Annotated in this window: 20 protein-coding genes; 8 read left to right on the plus strand and 12 right to left on the minus strand. The window is 68.0% G+C overall.

Translation table 11 applies throughout. The features are described 5' to 3' along the window. Positions 1-481 precede the first annotated feature (481 nt). Entirely contained in the window at positions 482-751 is a 270-nt protein-coding gene (locus AB0F17_RS63230) for a hypothetical protein (protein WP_358046242.1), read from the plus strand. Positions 752-804: 53 nt separating this feature from the next. On the opposite strand, the gene AB0F17_RS63235 is transcribed toward AB0F17_RS63230, so the two are convergent. From AB0F17_RS63235 to AB0F17_RS63250, 4 genes are all read right to left on the minus strand, one after another. Next, complete coding sequence (locus AB0F17_RS63235; RefSeq protein WP_358046245.1) at positions 805-1,242, minus strand: cupin domain-containing protein; 438 nt, start codon at positions 1,240-1,242, stop codon at positions 805-807. 72 nt (positions 1,243-1,314) lie between these two features. Continuing rightward, complete coding sequence (locus AB0F17_RS63240; RefSeq protein ID WP_358046248.1) at positions 1,315-1,503, minus strand: hypothetical protein; 189 nt, start codon at positions 1,501-1,503, stop codon at positions 1,315-1,317. Continuing rightward, complete coding sequence (locus tag AB0F17_RS63245) at positions 1,500-1,820, minus strand: hypothetical protein (RefSeq protein WP_358046251.1); 321 nt, start codon at positions 1,818-1,820, stop codon at positions 1,500-1,502. Before AB0F17_RS63245 ends, AB0F17_RS63240 begins: the two co-directional genes overlap by 4 nt. 121 nt (positions 1,821-1,941) lie before the next feature. After that, positions 1,942-2,370: a hypothetical protein gene (locus AB0F17_RS63250; RefSeq protein ID WP_358046253.1), complete on the minus strand. Its 429-nt coding sequence runs from the start codon at positions 2,368-2,370 to the stop codon at positions 1,942-1,944. Positions 2,371-2,500: 130 nt separating this feature from the next. Here AB0F17_RS63250 and AB0F17_RS63255 point away from each other — a divergent pair, with 130 nt between their 5' ends. Further along, a complete protein-coding gene (locus AB0F17_RS63255; RefSeq protein WP_358046256.1) occupies positions 2,501-3,451 on the plus strand; it encodes a hypothetical protein in 951 nt (316 codons plus the stop codon). A 306-nt stretch (positions 3,452-3,757) separates the two neighbouring features. Next, the gene (locus tag AB0F17_RS63260; protein ID WP_358046259.1) at positions 3,758-4,729 is read left to right on the plus strand and encodes a hypothetical protein; all 972 of its coding nucleotides are present in this window, start codon (positions 3,758-3,760) and stop codon (positions 4,727-4,729) included. 212 nt (positions 4,730-4,941) lie between these two features. Here the strand turns inward: AB0F17_RS63260 and AB0F17_RS63265 are convergent, their stop codons facing one another. The 3 genes from AB0F17_RS63265 to AB0F17_RS63275 form a co-directional block, all read right to left on the minus strand. Next, positions 4,942-5,661 (minus strand): helix-turn-helix domain-containing protein, encoded by a 720-nt coding sequence (locus AB0F17_RS63265; RefSeq protein WP_358046262.1) that lies wholly within the window; start codon positions 5,659-5,661, stop codon positions 4,942-4,944. A gap of 34 nt (positions 5,662-5,695) precedes the next feature. After that, a complete protein-coding gene (locus AB0F17_RS63270) occupies positions 5,696-6,904 on the minus strand; it encodes an FAD-dependent monooxygenase (protein WP_358046264.1) in 1,209 nt (402 codons plus the stop codon). A 72-nt stretch (positions 6,905-6,976) separates the two neighbouring features. Next, positions 6,977-8,185 carry an FAD-dependent monooxygenase gene (locus AB0F17_RS63275; RefSeq protein ID WP_358046267.1) on the minus strand — a complete coding sequence of 403 codons (1,209 nt, stop codon included), beginning with the start codon at positions 8,183-8,185 and terminating at the stop codon, positions 6,977-6,979. A gap of 55 nt (positions 8,186-8,240) precedes the next feature. Here AB0F17_RS63275 and AB0F17_RS63280 point away from each other — a divergent pair, with 55 nt between their 5' ends. Further along, complete coding sequence (locus AB0F17_RS63280) at positions 8,241-8,987, plus strand: TetR/AcrR family transcriptional regulator (RefSeq protein WP_358046270.1); 747 nt, start codon at positions 8,241-8,243, stop codon at positions 8,985-8,987. A 10-nt stretch (positions 8,988-8,997) separates the two neighbouring features. Here the strand turns inward: AB0F17_RS63280 and AB0F17_RS63285 are convergent, their stop codons facing one another. Both AB0F17_RS63285 and AB0F17_RS63290 read right to left on the minus strand, forming a co-directional pair. Further along, positions 8,998-9,492, minus strand: coding sequence for a MarR family winged helix-turn-helix transcriptional regulator (locus tag AB0F17_RS63285; protein WP_358046273.1), 495 nt, complete (start codon positions 9,490-9,492; stop codon positions 8,998-9,000). Between the two features lie 241 nt (positions 9,493-9,733). Next, positions 9,734-10,609, minus strand: a complete 876-nt coding sequence (locus AB0F17_RS63290) for a LysR substrate-binding domain-containing protein (protein ID WP_358046275.1) — start codon at positions 10,607-10,609, stop codon at positions 9,734-9,736. A 79-nt stretch (positions 10,610-10,688) separates the two neighbouring features. Here AB0F17_RS63290 and AB0F17_RS63295 point away from each other — a divergent pair, with 79 nt between their 5' ends. Beyond that, complete coding sequence (locus AB0F17_RS63295) at positions 10,689-11,582, plus strand: MBL fold metallo-hydrolase (protein ID WP_358046278.1); 894 nt, start codon at positions 10,689-10,691, stop codon at positions 11,580-11,582. A 15-nt stretch (positions 11,583-11,597) separates the two neighbouring features. On the opposite strand, the gene AB0F17_RS63300 is transcribed toward AB0F17_RS63295, so the two are convergent. Next, positions 11,598-12,545 (minus strand): DUF2218 domain-containing protein, encoded by a 948-nt coding sequence (locus tag AB0F17_RS63300; protein ID WP_358046281.1) that lies wholly within the window; start codon positions 12,543-12,545, stop codon positions 11,598-11,600. Positions 12,546-12,656: 111 nt separating this feature from the next. Between AB0F17_RS63300 and AB0F17_RS63305 the strand changes: the two genes are divergently transcribed. The 3 genes from AB0F17_RS63305 (at position 12,657) to AB0F17_RS63315 (ending at position 15,501) form a co-directional block, all read left to right on the plus strand. Beyond that, positions 12,657-13,181 (plus strand): winged helix-turn-helix domain-containing protein, encoded by a 525-nt coding sequence (locus AB0F17_RS63305; RefSeq protein ID WP_358046284.1) that lies wholly within the window; start codon positions 12,657-12,659, stop codon positions 13,179-13,181. Positions 13,182-13,426: 245 nt separating this feature from the next. Then, positions 13,427-14,455, plus strand: a complete 1,029-nt coding sequence (locus AB0F17_RS63310; RefSeq protein ID WP_358046287.1) for an alcohol dehydrogenase catalytic domain-containing protein — start codon at positions 13,427-13,429, stop codon at positions 14,453-14,455. Between the two features lie 149 nt (positions 14,456-14,604). Beyond that, positions 14,605-15,501: an alpha/beta hydrolase gene (locus AB0F17_RS63315; protein WP_358046290.1), complete on the plus strand. Its 897-nt coding sequence runs from the start codon at positions 14,605-14,607 to the stop codon at positions 15,499-15,501. A gap of 191 nt (positions 15,502-15,692) precedes the next feature. Here the strand turns inward: AB0F17_RS63315 and AB0F17_RS63320 are convergent, their stop codons facing one another. Both AB0F17_RS63320 and AB0F17_RS63325 read right to left on the minus strand, forming a co-directional pair. Further along, the gene (locus AB0F17_RS63320) at positions 15,693-16,187 is read right to left on the minus strand and encodes a GNAT family N-acetyltransferase (RefSeq protein WP_358046293.1); all 495 of its coding nucleotides are present in this window, start codon (positions 16,185-16,187) and stop codon (positions 15,693-15,695) included. Between the two features lie 140 nt (positions 16,188-16,327). Next, positions 16,328-18,187, minus strand: coding sequence for a S8 family serine peptidase (locus AB0F17_RS63325; protein WP_358046296.1), 1,860 nt, complete (start codon positions 18,185-18,187; stop codon positions 16,328-16,330). Positions 18,188-18,493 lie beyond the last annotated feature (306 nt).

Consider the following 18,493-nt stretch of genomic DNA (forward strand, 5'->3'; position numbering starts at 1 on the left):
ACGATCTCACCATGCCCGGCCGAGATGATCAAAATCACACCATGTGACGAGACCAGAACGCCCGTCACTTATCGCGCACAGGCTGAATGTCTACGGTAGTAGGTGTTCTGTGTAAAAATTAACATTGGGTATGTGATGAACGCCACACAGCTCGGTAGGAGTTTCATGGCGGCAGAACTCCCGAAAATCTGGATGGCAGCCGGCCAGGCCTGCAGAACCGGTGACGAATCCAGTGATAGTCCACTCGTCATCAACAAATTCCACTTGACTTTTCTATCGCGGACCATAAAAGAAGGCTCTCGACCAGCGCGCTTCCGCTTTCTGTCCAGTACTTATCAAGTACGCCTCGCTCGAGGAACTTGCCGCGCCGTTTTACCGCTTCGACGCCGGGGGATCGCGCCGGCCGGCCGCCACCTTCGGATCCGAAGAGCAACGAGGAGCGGTTCAAGACCGATAGCACCGCGTCGAAGGCCACGGGCTGTTGCGGATCACCGCCTTGGCAGCCGGAGCGGGCCTCTCCGGCGTCGGCGGGCATTTCGTCGCGCGCGGCCGCCAGCGCGGCGGCGCCTGCGTACCCGGCCAGAGTCTGCTGGTGCCGGATGGCGGCCGTCTCCAGCGCGGCGTGCTCGGCGTCGGACAGGCGGAGATTGACCCGTTTGCCGCGCTGTCCCTGGCCTCAGGAGCCAACTTGAAGAAGCGTGAACGATCACTGAATCGTCGTGACGGAGGCGCGCCGGTCCGGCACCGCTGAACCGGCGCGCGTCTCTTTCGTCGGGCCCGGATCACCTCACGCGAGACGGCCGATCACTGGAAGTCGCATCCGGGGTTGGGCGCGTCGACCGACAACGGGGAGCCGGTCGGCAGGACGTAGAGGACCTCCAGCACCACCGGAGTAGAACCGCGGTTGGTGCCGATGTGCACGTGGTCCGCACCGCTCGGCTCCTGGATGAGGCTGCCGCGCGGGTAGACCCCGTCAGACTCGCACGTCGAGTCGAAGTGGCTCAGCGTGCCCTTCTTGACCCGGCCGTAGAGGGTGTCGGTGTGGTAGTGCCACCCGGTGGCCTGACCTGCCGGGATCGTGATCTCGCGCAGGATGTAGTCGGTGTCGCCGACCGTCTTCTGGGCGATGATCGTGCCGACCACGCCGGGTCCCGGCGGCGTCGCCTGCGCGGGCGTGCCCAGAACCAGCGTCGCGCCGGCCGCCATCGTGGCGGCGCCGATCGCCTTCCGTCTGCTGAACACGGAATTCCTCTCTCTCTTTCGATCATGCGCGCTCGGCCGCAGACTTCGGCCGGGCGCTTCACATCGTTGAGATCAGGCGGTTTCGGTGATCGGGCGGTCGACCCACGACATCATGTCGCGAAGCTTCTTTCCGGTCACCTCGATCGGGTGGGCGGCGCCCTCCTCGCGGTACTTGGTGAGCGCCGGCCCACCGGCGTCGTCGTCCGCGATGAGTTTCTCGGTGAAGGCGCCCGACTGGATCTCCGAGAGGATCTTCTTCATCTCCCCGCCCGGACCTTCCCCTGGTCGTCGCCCTGGACGGCGGCTACGTCCACTCCAGCAACCAGACCTCCCGCCGCGACGGCTGGTTCGAGGCCGTCACCGGCAAGAGCACCCCCACCGGCGGCGGCCCCGCCAAATGCTTCGCCTTCGTCCAGACCTACGATCACAAACCCAAACGACGCCTGTACGAAGTCCTGCGCTCCCAAGGCCTGACCGACAACCAGCAGATCGTCTTCCTCACCGACGGCGGCGAGGACATCCGCACCCTGCCCCGCTACCTCAACCCCCAAGCCGAGCACTACCTCGACTGGTTCCACATCACCATGCGCCTCACCGTGCTCCGCCAGATGACCCGCTCCCTACCCACCCCAGGCGACGACCAGGACGCCGAGACCTTCACCGTCGACCCCGACCGAACCGACCAGACGCTGGAGCGGATCAAGCACTTCCTGTGGCACGGCAACACCCTTCCGCGCCCTCGACCTGCTGACCGACCTCGTCGACGACTTCGAACTCCTCTGCGCCGACCAGCCCGACGACAGGCAGCGCGCGTTCTTCTCTCGGGTCATCGAGTTCCGCGGCTACATCGCAGGCAACCGCGAGCAGATCCCCAACTACGGCGAACGCCACCGCTGCGGCGAACCCATCTCCAGCGCCACCGCCGAAGCCACCGTCAACCACGTCATCAGCCGCCGCATGGTCAAGAAACAACAAATGCGCTGGTCGCCACGCGGCGCCCACCTCCTCCTCCAGGTCCGCACCCGCGTCCTCAACAACGACCTCGCCCGCTGGTACCCAGGGCTCAACGGCCAACCAGTCGAACTCGCGGCCTGACTTCCCACGGCTTCTCCCGGTCTCCCCAGTCACCCGATTGTGACCAGCGGCCCCTGATCCGGACTACGAACAGGCCCTAGTTGAAGTCCGCATTGGGGGCTACCGTGTGAATCAATGCGCCCCCGTAGTCATCCTCGACTTCTCCTGGAAAGCGACCCGACTTATGACCGTGAACGCCCGGGACGTAGAAAGCTTCCTCGACGACCTCACGCTCCTCAGGAAACGTCTTTCAAACGTGGAATTCGCTGAGCAAACCGCGAACGGCACACTCCAGGTCGGTTTTCACCTCTCGCCATTTTCTGGCCTCCCCACGTCGCAGGAAATGCGGGACCGCGAACACACGAAGATGTTTCTCACCGAGATCCAGCTAAGGTACCCGGGGATGTCCCTCACCGAGATCCGGCGAAGGTACCCGGGCGTTTTCGCCCGGGACTTCGTCATGGCGTCGGTCAGCGCCATTAACGAGCATTCGACCATTACCGCCAAAATTGTGCGGGAGATGATCACGATGCAGGAAGCCCTTCGCGGCCTGGCGTCCACGACTCCGCCGGTGCCGCCGCCGGCCACGCCGGTCGATGCGTTCCTGACGCTGCTGGCCGACCGGCGCGGTGCCTATACCTGGATCCCTGGCCCCAGCGAAACCTTCACGGAGTGGGTCAACGACCCGTCAGCGCTCGACCATCCGCTCCCTGTCACCGCGCGGATCAACTGCTGGGAAGCGGTGCTGGCCGCGGCCGCCGAGGCCGGTCTCGTGTCGATCGAAGTCCTTCGCGGCAGCTACCTGAGCGACGACGGACAGCGCACTGCCGATCACCTGTTCGACGTCTTCGTCCGCGAGGGAACGAAGGAGGTCAACCACCCGGCGCCAGGGGAGAACGACGTCGATGCTGGCGATGTCATTCTTATTCCGTGCGACAAGCCTATGCATCACGTCGTCGCTGTCGTCACCCCCAACCGCGAGCAGTATCGCCGCATCCAGGTGATGTCGCTGTGGAGCGGTGTCAGCGGCGGGATTTTCGGCTTGGTCGAACTCGCCGACGTCCTACCGCACATCCCGGAAACTTCCACGACGTTGCGGTACTGCTCACTGAAGGAACTGGCTCGGCAGGATTGAACGGCCAGTCGGTCAGCGACCGCGCGGTGACGGGTCGATGATCGGGGCGTGCCGGTCGAGTTTCTCTTCGTTGAGCAGGCGGGTACTGGCGCCGCTCCCATTCGGTATCGGTCACATCACCGCGCGTCATGCAATAGGGGTACCGCCCGCTCGCACTTCGGCGAGAGCCAGTCACTCGATTGTGACCAGCAGCCCCTGATCCGGACTGGGAACAGGCCCTAGCTGAAGCCCCGCATTGAGGGCTAGCGTGTGGATCAATGCGCCCCCGTAGTCATCCTCGACTTCTCCTGGAAAGCGAGCCAACTTATGACCGTGAACGTCCGGGACGTCGAAGCCTTCGCGAACCTCGGGAAGACCCTCGAGGAGTTCTGGGGGTGGATCGAGGACAATCTTCCAGCGCGAGTGGGTTATTACCCCACGCCGAAGGAAGCACAGGAGGAAATGCGGGACCGCGAGCACACGAAGATGTTCCTCGCCGAGATCCAGCTAAGGTACCCGGGGATGTCCCTCACCGAGATGCGGCTAAGGTACCCGGGCGACCCCCACTGGCACCTCGTCACCGGGTCGATCAAAGCCATCAACGCGTATCGGACCATTACCGATGGAATCGCGTATCAGACCATTACCGCCAAAATTGTGCGGCAGGAGATCACGAAAATGGAACGTGCTCTCGGGCTGCCGGACACGACTCCGCCGGTGCCGCCGCCGGCCACGCGGGTCGATGCGTTCCTGACGCTGCTGGCCGACCGGCGCGGTGCCTATACCTGGATCCCTGGCCCCAGCGAAACCTTCACGGAGTGGGTCAACGACCCGTCAGCGCTCGACCATCCGCTCCCTGTCACCGCGCGGATCAACTGCTGGGAAGCGGTGCTGGCCGCGGCCGCCGAGGCCGGTCTCGTGTCGATGGAAGTCCTTCGCGGCAGCTACCTGAGCGACGACGGACAGAGCACTGCCGATCGCCCTCTGAAGACCCGTACCACCGCCGAGCGCCTGCTCGGCTTTCTCGTCAGCAAGGGAACGAAGAAGGTCACCCACAACCTGGAGACGCCAGGGGAGAACGATATCAACGCTGGAGATGTCATTCTGATTGAGGGGAACATGCATCACGTCGTCGCTGTCGTCACCCCCAACCGCGAGCAGTACCGCAGCATCCAGGTGATGTCGCTGTGGAACGGTGTCAGCGGCGGGATTTTCGGCTTGGTCAAACTCAAAGAGGTCCTATTGGACGATTGGAGGTTCCAGTACTCCTCACTGAAGGAACTGCCTCAGCAGGATTGAACGGCCAGCCCGTCAGCGACCGCGCGGTGACGGGTCGATGATCGCGGCGTGCCGGTCGAGTCCCTCTTCGATGATGGTCAAGAGGCGTAAAGACACCGGTTCCTCGCGTATACCTTCCCGTCTCGTTCACCAGACCCGGCCCGTCCGGTCGTGCCGGACCGTCCTGACTTCGTCGAGGCTGCTCCCACCCTCCCCGGCGACTCAGGTCCTGCTCACTGTTGGAGAGTCTGGCTGCGTTCGATGAGGTCCAGGATCGCCTCCTGATGCTGGCGCAGGACGGCGAGGGTCTCCTCGGCGGCTGCCGCGATGGCCTGCTCGCCGGGGGCTACGGGGGGTTCGAGCAGCTGGGCCACGGTGTCGGCGAGGACCTGGTCAGGGTCGTTCGCGCCGAACACGGCGGTGGCCGGGTCGGACAGGGCGACACCGAAGCCGGTGAGTACGGCGTGCGTGGCGTAGGTCAGGTCGGGCAAGGGACGGTCGTGACGGATCAGGCCGTGGCGGTGGTGGATCGGCATGACCGTCTCGCACATGGCGCTGGGTGTGGTGCGGGCGAACAGCTCGCGGTCGCCGGCCTGCTGGGTGAGCAGCCGCAGCAGGTCGGCGTCGCCGCTTTGCACGCGGCGTGCCAGGGGGAGCCGCAGCCCGGTGCGGATCAGCAGCGGGGCCAGGCGGCGCGGCAGCACGGTGGCGGGGTCGGCGGTGATGCGGGCGAGGATCTCATCCAGGAAGGTCAGCAGTTCGCGGGCGAACAGTCCGAGGATGAGGTCCTCCTTGGCGGGCCAGTACAGGTAGACGGTGCCCTTGCCGACCCCTGCCGCGCGGGCGATCTCGCTGACGGTGACCTTGTGCGCACCATGGTCGAGCACCAGTTCCCGTGCGCTGTCCAGGATGCGGGCGGCTTTGCGTGAGTGGTGTTCGATCAGCTGGCTCACCTGGGCTGTCCTGTTCTTCCGTGCTCGGGACGCGTCACACGGCGGCGACGTCGAACTGTTTGTTCTTCATGTCCGCGCCGTTCATTATCCGGCCCATGGTCGGCCCGATGACCGGGGAGCGCATCAGGCGCAGCATCGCGGCGCGCAGGAGCTGCTCCTTGCGGTCGTGGGGGGTGAAGATCCTGCGCATGATCAGCGCGGTGTCCTGCTCGGTCTGGATGAACGGCCGCATCCGGGCCTCCCACGCGTGCAGCGCGGCGGGCAGGTCGCCGTGGCGCTGCAGCATGGTGCCCAGCAACTCGCCTCCGGCCATGCCGCTGGAGGCGCCCATACCCGCGTACAAGGTCACGCACCAGGCGGCGTCGCCGACCAGCACGACCCGCCCCTGGTGCCAGCGCGGCATCTTGACCTGGTTCACCGAGTCGAACAGGACCTCCGGAGCGTGCTCGAACGCCGTCAGCAAACTCTCCAGGAGCGGTCCGGGGGGCTGCGGACCGAAGGCGGCGCGGATGGATTCGAGCGGTGGGCGGGCGAACTCGGCGTCGATGTCGTCGGTGCGGTAGGAGAACAGCAGGCCCGGAGTGTGGTCGGAGAAGGGGAAGATCCATGCCGAGCGTCCAGGCTCGGCCAGGATCAAGCCCTGCTCCTGGTCGAGGCCCTCTATCGGCTTGTCCAGGACGGTGGCGCCGATCATGTAGTTCAGCGGATGCAGGCGATCCTCGGGACCGAAGGCCAGCCTGCGTACGGTCGATCGCATCCCGTCGGCGCCCACCACCAGGTCGAAGCGCTCGGTGACGATGGCGCCGGAAGCGGTGTCGTGCAGGGTGACCTCCGCCGCGGAGTCGTCCTGGGTGATGCGCGTGGGCACGGTGGAATAGCGGATCTCCACATCGGCCGGCAGCGCGGAGAACAACGCCCGCTCGATGTCGCCGCGCAGCACCACCCGGGGCTTGCCGGGCAGGTTGGCCAGGCTCATGCCGACGGTGCGGCGTCCGGCCCGGTTCACCTCGAAAGGGGCGGGCCGCGGGGTACGGTCGCCGATCGCCTCCAGCACGCCCAGCCGCCGCGCGGAGGCCAGACCGGTGCCGAACAGCATGATGAAGTACCCGCCCGAGCGGCGTGCCGGGGCCCGTTCCACCAGCACCGGCTCCCAGCCGACCTGCCGTAGCTGTAGCGCGGTGGCGATGCCCGCGATCCCGAGCCCGACCACCAGCGCGCGGCCACGCCTGACTGCGTCCTTCATGACGACTCCCTTCCTGTCGAGTCACCGCCACCTTAGCCAACGAACTGACCAAATAGGTTCTATTGGTCAGTTTTAATGGTGAGAGGCGCTCCACGCGGGCTCGTCCCAGTCGAGGCGATGCTCGTAGATCCAGCGGCTCGGGTCGTTGCCGGTCCTGGCCAGGTGCCTCATGCCCAGGCTCATGATCACGTCGCGCGGCACTCTGGCCAGCGGGCTCAGCGCCTTCCAGCCGCCGGTACGGTTGCCCTGCTCGACGACGCGCTCGACCCGTTCGCGCCGCGCCCGCTCGTAGGCGGTGAACGCGGACGCGGCGTCGGGGCCGTCGCGCAGGCACTTGGCCAGGACGACGGCGTCCTCGATGGCCATGGCCGCACCCTGCCCGATCGACGGGGCGGTGGCGTGGGCCGCGTCGCCGATGATGATCATCCGGTCGCGGTGCCAGACCGGCACCGTGGGTACGTCGTAGGTGTTCCAGCCCGCGAAGATCTCGCCGGTCGCCGCGATGATGTCGAGCGCGGGCCCGTGGTCGCGCCTGAACAGCTCGCTCAGCCGGGTCCGCCACTCCTCCGGTGTGATCGCCGCCACTTCGGCGGGGGTGAGCTCGGCGGCCTGCGCCGGGTTCGCCGCCCACCACACCTCGCCGTCCGGGTGCACGATGTAGGCGAAGAAGCAGCGCTTGCCGAAGATGGCGTGCATCATGCCGGGTTCCCCGGCGGCGGGGACGCCGCGGGCGTAGCCGCCCGTGTTGAGCAGTCCGGCGTACCGCGCGCCCGGGGCCGCCGGGTCGATGATCTCGCGGGTGCGCGAGCGCAGGCCGTCGGCGCCTATCAGCAGGTCCGCCTCGGCCGCGCTCCCGTCGGCGAATCGCGCCACCACCCCGCCGCCGGTGCTCGTCGCGTCCACGAGCCGCTTGCCGTACTCGATGCGCACTCCTCGGCCGACGGCCTGCTCGCGCAGGAACCGGTACAGGTCGGCGCGCTTGACGGTACGGCTCACCAGGCCCCCTGGTGCGCCCGTGCCGTACGGGAGCTCGCCGATCCTCCGGCCGGAACCGCTGGTGATCGTGATGCGCGGGGTGTCGAAGCCGACCTCGCCCATGTCGAGGTCGATCGCCTGTAAGGCGTCGAGCGCGTTCACCGCCAGCGTGAGGAAGGCGCCCACGTTGTCCGCGGTCGTGTCGTACGCCTCGTGGACCACCGCGTCGATCCCCGCCTTGCGCAGGGCGATCGCGACCGCCGTACCCGCGATTCCGCCGCCCGCGATCAGTGCTGTGTATGTCATACACCGAGTGTATGACATACACTTGGCATAAGCGCGACCATGAAAGCGGGAGACGATGAACGACAAGCTGCCGGCCGGGCTCGACCTGCTCTGGGAGCGGCTCCACCGGCCGGCGCCCGAGCCCAGGACCGGGCTGAGCCTCGGCCGCATCGCGGGGGCGGCGGTGGATCTGGCAGACGCGGGCGGCCTGGAAGCGGTGTCGATGGCCAGGGTCGCCGAGCGGCTGGGGTTCACCACGATGTCGCTCTACCGGCACGTCAAGAGCAAGAACGAGCTGCTGCTGCTGATGCTGGACTCGGTGGCCGCCGTGCCCGCCGAGCTGGACGGGCCCTGCGAGGGCTGGCGGCCCGGCTTGGAACGCTGGTGCCGCGCGCAGTGGGAGATGCTGCGCGCCCACACGTGGATCGTCCACCTGCCCGTCACCGGGCCGCCCGTCACGCCCAACCAGCTCGCGTGGACCGACCGGGCCCTGGCCGTGCTGCGCGGCACCGGGCTCAGCGAAAGCGACAAGGCCGGCGTGGTGCTGCTGGTGGCCAACTACATGCTCACCACCGCGCGGCTGACCGTGGATCTCGGCCAGGCCGCCTCAGGGGAGTCGATCGCCGCCTACAGTACGTTGCTCGGCTCGCTGGCCGACGAGCGGCGCTTTCCCGCGCTGCGCCAGGCGGTCGACGCGGGGGCGTTCGACTACCCGGCGGGCGTCCCTGAGGAGGAGCGGCACTTCGACTACGGGTTCGGCCTGGACCGGATCCTGGACGGAGTGGAGGTTCTGATCAGGTCACGCCTCGACGGGGCCGGGTGAAGCGGAGATCTCAGCCGGAGACGGCACGGGCGAGGCCGTCTTCGATCCGCTGGAGGACTTTGAGGGCTTCGGCCTGCTGGTCGGGGGTGAGGCCGGCGGTGGTGGCGGTTTCGAGCTCGGTCCAGATGTCTTCGATCTGCCGGCGGACGGCCTGACTGGCGGGGGTGGCCTCGATGATGGTGGCGCGTTTGTCGGTGGGGCAGGGCTTGCGGCGGACGAACCCGGCGTGTTCCAGGCGCTGGATGGTGCGGGTCATGGTGGCGGCGTCGGAGCCGAGCATCCGGACCAGGTCGACCTGACGCTGGGGGCCGTGGTCCCACAGTTGCATCATCACCAGCTCCTGGGCGGGGTGCAGGCCGACGCGGCGCAGGAGCTGGGCGGCGAGCATGCGGTGCAGGCGGGCGACGCGGACGATCGCGTGGTTCATCGCCCCGGCCTGGGCCGAGGCGGGCAGCGGCGTACACGCGACATCCACGGTCTCGCCGGAATCCTTCGGCCTGCCCACGCGGAGTTACCTCGCCATCACCGATAGGTGCTCGAACAAGTACAAGTCTAACGCCAACCGCAGATCCCAGTTTCGAGCGTGGGCGCGCGACCCCTGGAATGAACTACGGCAGCTACCTGTTCGGACAGGCGCCCGCCTGACCGCCGACGGCCCCTGCAACGCCCCGGCCGCAGCACGTCCTTCGGCGGCGACCGCCGATCATCCGCCTGACCCGGCGCACGACGCGGTCGTACGAGCTCGACTACGTTTGCGCCGACCGGTACGTGTCAACGGCGATGTGGGCGAATGAGCGGACCAGGGGGCTCTCATGCTCGGTCGCCCAGGCGACGACGAGGGGGCTCGGGGGCATGTCGGTCAGGGGCGCCCAGGTCAGCCCGTCGGGCAGGGCGTGGATGAGCGGTGCGATGCCGACCGTACCGTTCCAGAGGACGGCCTGCATGCATTCGTTGACGGTGCGCACCACCGGGCCGGCCGGCCGCTCGCCGACGGGCGTCGCCCCGTTCCAGTAGGCGCGCCAGACCGGGTCCGTGCCTTCTGGTAGCTGGAACCAGGGACGGTCGGCGAGGTCGGCCAGGCATACGGTGTCGCGGCCGGCCAGCGGGTCGTCCGCGCGCAGGACGACCCCGATCGAGTCGGAACGCAGCACCCGAACGCTGATGCCGACGTCGTCAAAGGGCAATCGGGTCAGCGCCACGTCGGCCAGGCCGTTGCGCAGCCCGGTGGTGGGGTCGGTGAAGTCCGCCTCACGGATCCGGATCGAGACCTCGGGATGGCGGCGGCGGAACGTCGCGGCCAGGCGCGTGCCGGCCTCTTCGGCGCTGTCGGCGAGCGTGCCGATGGTGAGGGTCACGGCGCCGGCGGCTGCCGTCACTCGCGCGCGTGCCTGCTCGGCCTGTTCCAGCAGCGTGCGCGCCTCCGTGTACAGCGCGTTGCCTGCGTGGGTGGGCTCGACGCCGGTGGCCGAACGATGCAGCAGCACGACGCCCAGGTCTGTCTCCAGTTGCTTGATGGCCCGGCTCAGCGGTGGCTGCGTCATGTGCAACCGGGCGGCGGCCCGCCCGAAGTGCCGTTCCTCGGCAACGGCCACGAAGTAGCGCAGCAGGCGGAGCTCCATCATCAGCGAAGATACCAGTACGGTATCGGGCCTGCGGAATCGGTGTTGGACGCCGCGCACGCGCCGGCGGCAGGGTCGGGGCATGCCTTCCGAACCCCTCCTCCACGAGCCGATCGTCGAGATCACCCAGGTCCGGGAACTCGCCCGCGACCTGGTGGTGATCCCGAACCGCCGGGTAGAACTCGTGCCCAACATCGGCGTCATCGGCGGCGACCACTCGGTGCTGGTCGTCGAGACCGGCATGGGTCCGCGCAACGGCGAGACGGTGCTCGCCTTCGCGACCGAGTACGCCAAGGGCCGCAAGCTCTACCTGACCACGACGCATTTCCACCCTGAGCACGCGTTCGGCGCGCAGGCCTTCGCGGGCGAGGCGACGTACCTCGTCAACGACGCGCAGGCGGCGGACCTGGCCGGAAAGGGGCCGGGGTACCTCGAGATGTTCCGCGGCCTCGGCGCGCCGATCGCGCGGGAGCTGGAAGACGTCGAGCTGGTCACGCCGGACGCGGTCTACGACGGCGCGTACGAGCTCGACCTGGGCGGCCGGGTCGTGCGGCTGCGTGCCACGGGCCGCGCCCACAGCAAGGGTGACCAGGTGGTGACCGTGCCGGACGCGGGCGTGCTGTTCACCGGTGACCTGGTCGATGCCGGACAGTTCTCGATCTTCCCGTGGTTCCCGCCGTACGACACCGACGTCTCGGGGCTGCGCTGGATCGAGGTGATGCGCGGCCTGATCGCGACCGACCCGAACGTGGTGGTGCCCGGCCACGGCGACATCTCCGGCCGGCAGTTGCTGGTCGATGTCCGTGACTATCTCGAGCTGCTGCGCGATGAGACCTGGGTACGGCGAGACTCGGCCATGACCCAGGAGACGATCGTCGAGGAGGTCAAGGCGCTGATGATCGAGCGGCACCCGGAGTGGGCCGGCCAGGAGTGGATCGAAAAGGGCGTCGGCTGCTTCTGCGCGGAGCACGCTTGACGTGATCTCGCTGGTTCAACGCCTTCGGGCGAGTGTGACGCCGTCACGGACGGGCAGCATCACGCAGTCCAGCCGATCGTCGTTGGCGACGGCCTGGTTCACGCGGCGCATCGCCTGATGGTCTTCCTCCTGGAAGGCGGGGTCGAGCACTCTGCCCCCGAGGAACACATTGTCGAGGACGAGCAGGCCACCGGGATTGAGCCGTGGGATGATCTCCTCGTAATAGGCAGGGTAGTTGGCCTTGTCCGCGTCGATGAAGGCGAAGTCGAAGGCCGGTTCTTCGGGGAGCGCGCGCAGCGTCTGGAGGGCCGGGCCGATTCTGAGATCGATGCGGTCGTCGACGCCGGCGCGTTTCCAGAAGGGCCGGGCCATGTCGGTCCATTGGCTGCTCACGTCGCAGGCGAGCAGGCGGCCGTCGGCGGGCAGCGCGCGAGCGATGCACAGGGCCGAATAGCCGGTGAACACCCCGATCTCGATGGCGGTGCGGGCACCGGAGAGCCGGACCAGCATCTCCAGCAGCGCACCCTCATCGGGCGAGACCTGCATTCCGGCGGCACGGCCGGTGGCCTCTCGTGTCGTGACAGCCAGCTCCGTCAGCAACTGGTCGGCCGGGGTGCAGTGGGTGAGCAAGTAGTCGTCGACGGCCGGAGCGACGATCTCGAGGGTGTCACCCGCGATCGGGTCGGTCCAGCCGATGCGGAGCTCCTCCTGAGTGGCGAAGCGCAGCAGGTGCCGGGTGACGACGTCCTGCACGCCGCTCAGGGAGTCAGGGTCCGCTGCGGCGGCGATCAGGACCAGTTCCTGCCGGGTGGAGGCCAGCGAACAGGTGCCGTCGCGGAAGGTGATCGTCCCTCTGCCGGCGCCGGTGAGCTCGGTGGTGACCTTGTGACCCATGTGGGAGATCAGCTGCTTGACGTAACGCGCCGGACGATCTGTTGCGACATGTGCCGTTGAGAGGGGCATTCGAGGTTCCTTCCAATCTAAGCGTCGAGAATCCTCAACGCTTTCTTCCCGGGAGTCTGTCGCCGCTCTGGCGAGTTTGTCAAAGCGTCTAAGTTCCTAGACACTTGCGTCATGGAAGCTGAGCCGGACCTGGTGTTGCGCTCTCCCGCGCAGTTCAAGGCGCTCGGGCACCCGTTGCGCCACCGCCTGGTGAACCTGCTACGTCAACGCCCCGCCACGCTGAGCGAGCTGATGACGGCACTCGGTTCGACCAAGGGCACGGTCGGCTACCACGTACGCATCCTGCGCGATGCGGGGTTTGTCCGCCTTGCGGGCACGCGGCAGGTGCGTGGCGGCACCGAGCAGCATTTCGAGCTCATCAGCAAGGGATTCAGGCTTGACGAGGAGCGTGGCGACGGAGCGAAGTTCCTCGTCGACGCCGCTCTGGCGGAGATGTTGCCCGCCCGCCCCGATGACCCCGGGCATACCGTGCTGCGTCATCTCTGGCTCACCTCTGACGAGGCTCGTGCGCTGGCCGAGCGGCTCGACACTTTGGTCCACGACCGGCAGCACGCCGCAGGCCCCAAGACCGAGCCATATGGGCTGCTCCTCAGCCTCTACCGGGCCGACATCCCCCGCCTGCCTCCTGACGAGTAGCGGGGTGCGTTCTTCTCGGCACGATGAGAGGGGCCGCCCCGGTCGGCGGCCTTCTTCGCGTACTCGACCATGGACTCGGGCCGTCAGCGCCACCTCATCCCGCGAGACGTACCGATGCTCCCACCGCACCCCTGGGTGCCGACCCTTACAGGGGGTCCGACAAGCAGTGGATGAGTGGGGTGAAATGGTGGACTTGTAGAGGCCGCTCTGAAAGGCGGCTGCTTCTCGTAAGAAAAGGAGACGACATGTCTTCTTCTGCAATGCAGCGTTCCATGCAGGTCGCCCAGCCTGGCGGGGATATGTCGCTGGTTCAGGTGGATACCCAGGAGCCGGGGCCGGGGCAGGTACGGGTCACCGTCGAGGCGTGTGGGGTGTGCCACTCCGACGTGATGATCACCGCCGGACACATTCCGGGCACCACCTTTCCCGTCACACCAGGGCACGAGATCGCGGGACGCATCGAGATAATCGGCGACGACGTCACCGGCTGGTCTGTGGGTGATCGGGTCGCGGTCGGCTGGTACGGCGGCAGCTGCGGCCACTGCGACGCCTGCAGGGAGGGAGACGGCGTCCTCTGTCCCGAGCTTCAGGTGCCGGGGGCCGCGTACGCCGGAGGGTTCGCTGATTCGGTCGTGGTACCGGCCGTCGCCCTGGCCTCGGTCCCGGACGAGCTGACAGCGGTGGAAGCCGCGCCCCTGGCCTGCGCCGGCGTGACCGTGTACAACGCGCTGCGCCGCAGCTCCGCGCGTTCCGGCGACACCGTCGCGGTCCTTGGTCTGGGTGGTCTGGGGCACCTGGGCGTTCAGTTCGCTTCGAAGATGGGCTTCGACACCATCGCGATGGCTCGCGGCCCGGAAAAGGGGTCGCTGGCTCACAAGCTCGGCGCGTCTCACTACATCGACAGCGCCACCGAGAAGACGGCCGACGCGCTGCGGGCCCGTGGGGGAGCCAAGGTGGTGTTGGCGACGGTGACCAACGCCGCGGCGATGTCCGCGACGGTCGATGGGCTGGGGCGCCGCGGTGAGCTCATCATTGTCGGCGTCGCCATGGAGCCGCTGGACATCACGTCCCTGCAGCTCGTGGACGAGGCCAAGCGGGTGTACGGGCATGCTTCCGGCATCGCGGTCGACATCCAGGACACCATGAGGTTCGCCGCCCAGAGCGGCGTCCGGGCGTGGACCGAGGAGGTTCCGTTGGAGGAAGCCGGTGCGGCGTTCCAGAAGATGGTCTCCGGCCAGGCCCGCTTCCGCATGGTCCTGACCACCGGTAATTGATCGTGCGGCACCACGTCACCATGATGGGCCGCTACTCCTTCGAGCTCCCTGAGCTGCAGGAGTGCAGCGCCGATCGGTGCATGACCAGGTGGGGATGCCCGACGGATGGCGGATGATCGCGAGGGGTGGCGACCGTGAGAATGGTCGGCATGAATCCCGAACTTGAAGCATTCCTGCCGTTGGTCTCCCAGGTCGATCTGACCGACCCGGTCGCCGCCCGCGAGCACTACGCCAAGGCGGCCGCCGCGAGGCCGACACCGGACCTCTCGGACATGGAGGTCGAGGACCATGTGGTGCCCGCCGATCCGGACGTGGCGGTGCGGATCTATCGCCCGCGCCAGGCCCAAGGTGCCATCGTCTGGCTGCACGGCGGCGGATTCGTCATGGGTGACCTGGACACCGAGCACCTCTGGGCCGCCCGGCTCGCGGACGGCTCCGGCGCTGTGGTGATCTCGGTGGGCTATCGCTGGGCTCCCGAGCATCGGTTCCCTGCCGCGCTGGACGACGTCTACGCGGTGCTGTCCTGGGCGGCCGAGAATGCCGCCGAGCTCGGCATCGACGCGGGGCGGATCGCGGTCGGCGGTCACAGCGCCGGCGGGGGGCTCGCGGCCGCGGTGGCGTTGCGGGCGCGCGATGAGCAGGGGCCGCCGATCTCCTTCCAACTGCTCAACGAGCCCGAGCTCGACGACCGGCAGGACACCTGGTCGGCACGGAACTTCACCGATACGCCCTGGATAAATCGCGACGCGGTCACCGCATCGTGGCGGTACTACCTGGGCACCGCGCCGGCCACGCAGTACGCCGCCCCGGCACGGGCCACCGACCTGTCCGGCCTGCCGCCCGCCTACATCGCCACCGCGGAGTTCGACCCGAACCGCGACGAAGGCATCGGCTACGCGCTGCGCCTGCTGCAGGCGGGTGTGTCGGTCGATCTGCACCAGTGGCCCGGCACCTTCCACGGGTCGCAGGCGATCCTGTCCGCCGAGGTGTCACAGCGGCAACTCGCCGAACTCGGCGCAGCCCTGCGCCGCGGCCTGGCCGACTGAGGTCGTCGCGGCCGACAGGACGGTTGGCGGCTGATGGCCTTCCATGCGAAGACCGACTTGGCGGCTGACGGCCTTCCATGCGAAGACCGACTTGGCGGCTGACGGCCTTCCATGCGAAGACCGACGCCGACGTCCATGCCGATCACCGGGAGTTCCACCCCGAGGCATCGAGCCCATACGGACGACCTACCTCATGGGGCGCCCGCACCCGGCCGTCGCACCATGAAGACGTCGATCGGGTCCTGAGCCTCCACGGTGAACCCGTGACGCTCGTACAGCCGCCGGGCGGCGCTGCCCTGTAGGACGTTCAGGCGGACGAGTACGTCGTCGGCATCGGTCCGCTTCAGCAGTGTCCGTAGGACGGCCGAGCCGAGTCCCCGGCCCTGGAGGCCGGGATCGAGATAGAAATGCTCCAGCCACCGCCCGTCCTCGGCCGGGCGCACGGCGACGGAGCCCGCGAAGGCGCCGGCGGCCATGATGACCGATGTGTGCTCAGGAGCGAAGGAGTCCCGCAGCCGCTGCCGGACCCGATGCTCGTCGAACCGTCCCAACCGCTCCAGGTCCGGGCGCATCACCGTCGCTCGGAGCTCCACGATCGCCTCGAGATCCGCCGGCTCCGCGGAACGCAGCGTCCATTTCACGGGATGGTCCGGCACCGCCCGGCCCGTCCTCGCACTCGTCTCCATGGCCCGGAGTATCTCAGTGGCCCGCACTTTCCCGTAAATCATGACATACCGGGCGTCACGCCGGTCGAGTCCGCGGGTACCGAGGACGGCCGGAGCGGCTGCCCGCGACAGGCGCGCGAGCAGCCGTCCAGCAGGTGCCTCTACAGCGTCAGGGTCCATCCGTTGATGAAGCCCGTGTCGCCCTTGGCGAGATCTTCCGCGCGGAGTTTCCAGGTGCCGTTGGCTGCTGAGGCGCTGGCGTTCACCCAGTAACTCTCGTCGATGTTGTCGGTGCCGTCTTTGGCATCGGCGGCGCGCAGCGCGTACACCTTGCCGTCCGGCGCGATCAGGTCGAGCTTCAGGTCACCGCGCCAGGTGTGATTGATCTCGACATGGACCCGGGTGCGGGTGGGGGCGTTGCCGTTGATCCAGTCCAGGACGATGCTGGATTCGGCGGCGCCGGGATCGGGGATGGTGGTGTCGTTCCAGTTGCCGAAGCATGGCAGCCGGATCCACCAGCCGTCGATGTAGCCGGTGTCGAGCCATTCGACGTCCTGCACGCGCAGTTTCCAGGTGCCGTTGGCGGGTGAGGCGCTGGCGTTGACCTGGTAGGTCTCGTGCAGGATGTCGGCGCTGTCGTTGGGATCGTTGGCCTGCAGCGGGTAGACCTTGCCGTCCGGGGCGATCAGGTCGATCTTCAGTTCGCCGCGCCAGGTGTGCATGATGTCGACGTACACCTCGGTGGTGGCGGGCGCGCTGCCGAGCAGGCCGGTGACCGGGATGGAGGACGTCACGGTGCCGTGGTCGGGGATCGCGGTGTTCGTCATGTTCTCGAAGTGCGGGATGGGCCAGGCGCCGGGATTAGGGGCCTTTCCCAGCACGGCGGCGTCGACCTGGATGCGGGGGGTGGTCACGCCGTTGTAGGCGATGGCTTTGCCGGTGGTCTTCAAGGCGGTTTCGAGCTCGGCCAGCGTGGCGTCGGGCAGTGCCTGACGCAGCACGGCCAAGGCGCCGGTGACGTGCGGGGCGGCCATCGAGGTGCCGCTCAAGGAGGCCCACTTGCCGCCGGGGACGGAGGAGACGATGGACACACCGGGGGCGAAGAGGTCCAGCAGCGCGCCGCGGTTGCTGAAGGCGGCCACGCCGTCCTGGTCGGTGGTGGCGCCGATGGTGATGGCCGAGGACACGCAGGCGGGGGCGGCCACGGCGGCGCCGAAGCCGTCGTTGCCGGCCGCGACCACGGTGGCCACCCCGGCGGCGCGCAGACTGTCGATGACCGTCTTGCGCGGGTCGCCGTCGCAGGCCGCGGTGTACTGGCCGCCGCCCAGGCTGAGGTTGGCGGCTATCAGCGGCACACCCTCGTCCTTCAGCTCCAGCACCTTCTCCAGACCGGCGAGCTGGGCGCTGGTGAAGCTGAGCACGCACGGAGCGGCGCCCGCCCCGCACAGGTCTTCGGAGGTGAACTTGCTGAACACCTGGATGGCGACGATCTCGGCGCCGGGCGCGACACCGGCCGGTGGGGCGCCGGTCACGCCCGTGCCGTCGCCGACCGCGATGCCGGCCACGTGGGTGCCGTGGTCGCAGTCCAGCGCGACGTCGGCGCACGGGCCCTGGTCGGTGTCGGCGGAGCCGGGACCTTCCTGCACGGCGTTGCCGTCGGGACACAGGCTGGTGGAGGAGTAGTCGGCGTCGATGGGGGAGAAGCAGGCCTCCTCCAGCACCCGGTCCTTGAGGAAGGGGTGGTTGACCGCGACGCCGGTGTCCAGCACGGCCACCACGCTGCCGGCGCCCGTCTTGCCCGCGGCCCTGGTCTTGTCCGCGCCGATCAGCGGGATGCTCTCGGCCAGTACCGGCCGCACCGGTTTGTCCTCGGTCACGCTGACCACACTGGGCAGCTTGGACAGCCGGTCCAGCCCGGCCTGGTCGACGTGCAGGGTGATCAGGGGGAAGCGGGACAGTTGCTGGACGACCTGGCCGCTGGCGGCCGCGTCCGGCATGTCGGCGCGGGTTTTGCTGACCACGTTCACTCTGATCTTGCCTGCGGCGGCCGCCCGCGCGCTCAGCTGGGGCTCTATATAGGGGGCCGTCGAAGTGGCCTGCTGTGCGGTCGAAGCGGTTGAAGCGGTCGAAGCGGCCGCTGTGGGAGTCGCTGTAGAAGCCGCTGAAGGGGCCTCTGCCGCGTAGGCCGGCCCGGTCGCGATCGCCGTGGCCGCCAGCGCCACGATGAGACAGGATAAGACTGGTAATTTCATGACGTACCGCGCCTTACATAAAGGAGGTGCAGGGAAACGACGCCGGCATGAGGGGGTGGCCGGACAGCGGCCGAC

Origin of the sequence: Nonomuraea sp. NPDC026600 (assembly GCF_040638335.1) — a bacterium.
GTDB lineage: Bacteria > Actinomycetota > Actinomycetes > Streptosporangiales > Streptosporangiaceae > Nonomuraea.

Coding starts and splice junctions, on each gene's coding strand:
- AB0F17_RS63240 (WP_358046248.1), bottom strand. CDS start 1,503: ATGAAGAAGATCCTCTCGGAGATCCAGTCGGGCGCCTTCACCGAGAAA.
- AB0F17_RS63255 (WP_358046256.1), top strand. CDS start 2,501: ATGACCGTGAACGCCCGGGACGTAGAAAGCTTCCTCGACGACCTCACG.
- AB0F17_RS63260 (WP_358046259.1), top strand. CDS start 3,758: ATGACCGTGAACGTCCGGGACGTCGAAGCCTTCGCGAACCTCGGGAAG.
- AB0F17_RS63270 (WP_358046264.1), bottom strand. CDS start 6,904: ATGAAGGACGCAGTCAGGCGTGGCCGCGCGCTGGTGGTCGGGCTCGGG.
- AB0F17_RS63275 (WP_358046267.1), bottom strand. CDS start 8,185: ATGACATACACAGCACTGATCGCGGGCGGCGGAATCGCGGGTACGGCG.
- AB0F17_RS63280 (WP_358046270.1), top strand. CDS start 8,241: ATGAACGACAAGCTGCCGGCCGGGCTCGACCTGCTCTGGGAGCGGCTC.
- AB0F17_RS63290 (WP_358046275.1), bottom strand. CDS start 10,609: ATGATGGAGCTCCGCCTGCTGCGCTACTTCGTGGCCGTTGCCGAGGAA.
- AB0F17_RS63295 (WP_358046278.1), top strand. CDS start 10,689: ATGCCTTCCGAACCCCTCCTCCACGAGCCGATCGTCGAGATCACCCAG.
- AB0F17_RS63300 (WP_358046281.1), bottom strand. CDS start 12,545: ATGCCCCTCTCAACGGCACATGTCGCAACAGATCGTCCGGCGCGTTAC.
- AB0F17_RS63305 (WP_358046284.1), top strand. CDS start 12,657: ATGGAAGCTGAGCCGGACCTGGTGTTGCGCTCTCCCGCGCAGTTCAAG.
- AB0F17_RS63310 (WP_358046287.1), top strand. CDS start 13,427: ATGTCTTCTTCTGCAATGCAGCGTTCCATGCAGGTCGCCCAGCCTGGC.
- AB0F17_RS63315 (WP_358046290.1), top strand. CDS start 14,605: ATGAATCCCGAACTTGAAGCATTCCTGCCGTTGGTCTCCCAGGTCGAT.
- AB0F17_RS63320 (WP_358046293.1), bottom strand. CDS start 16,187: ATGGAGACGAGTGCGAGGACGGGCCGGGCGGTGCCGGACCATCCCGTG.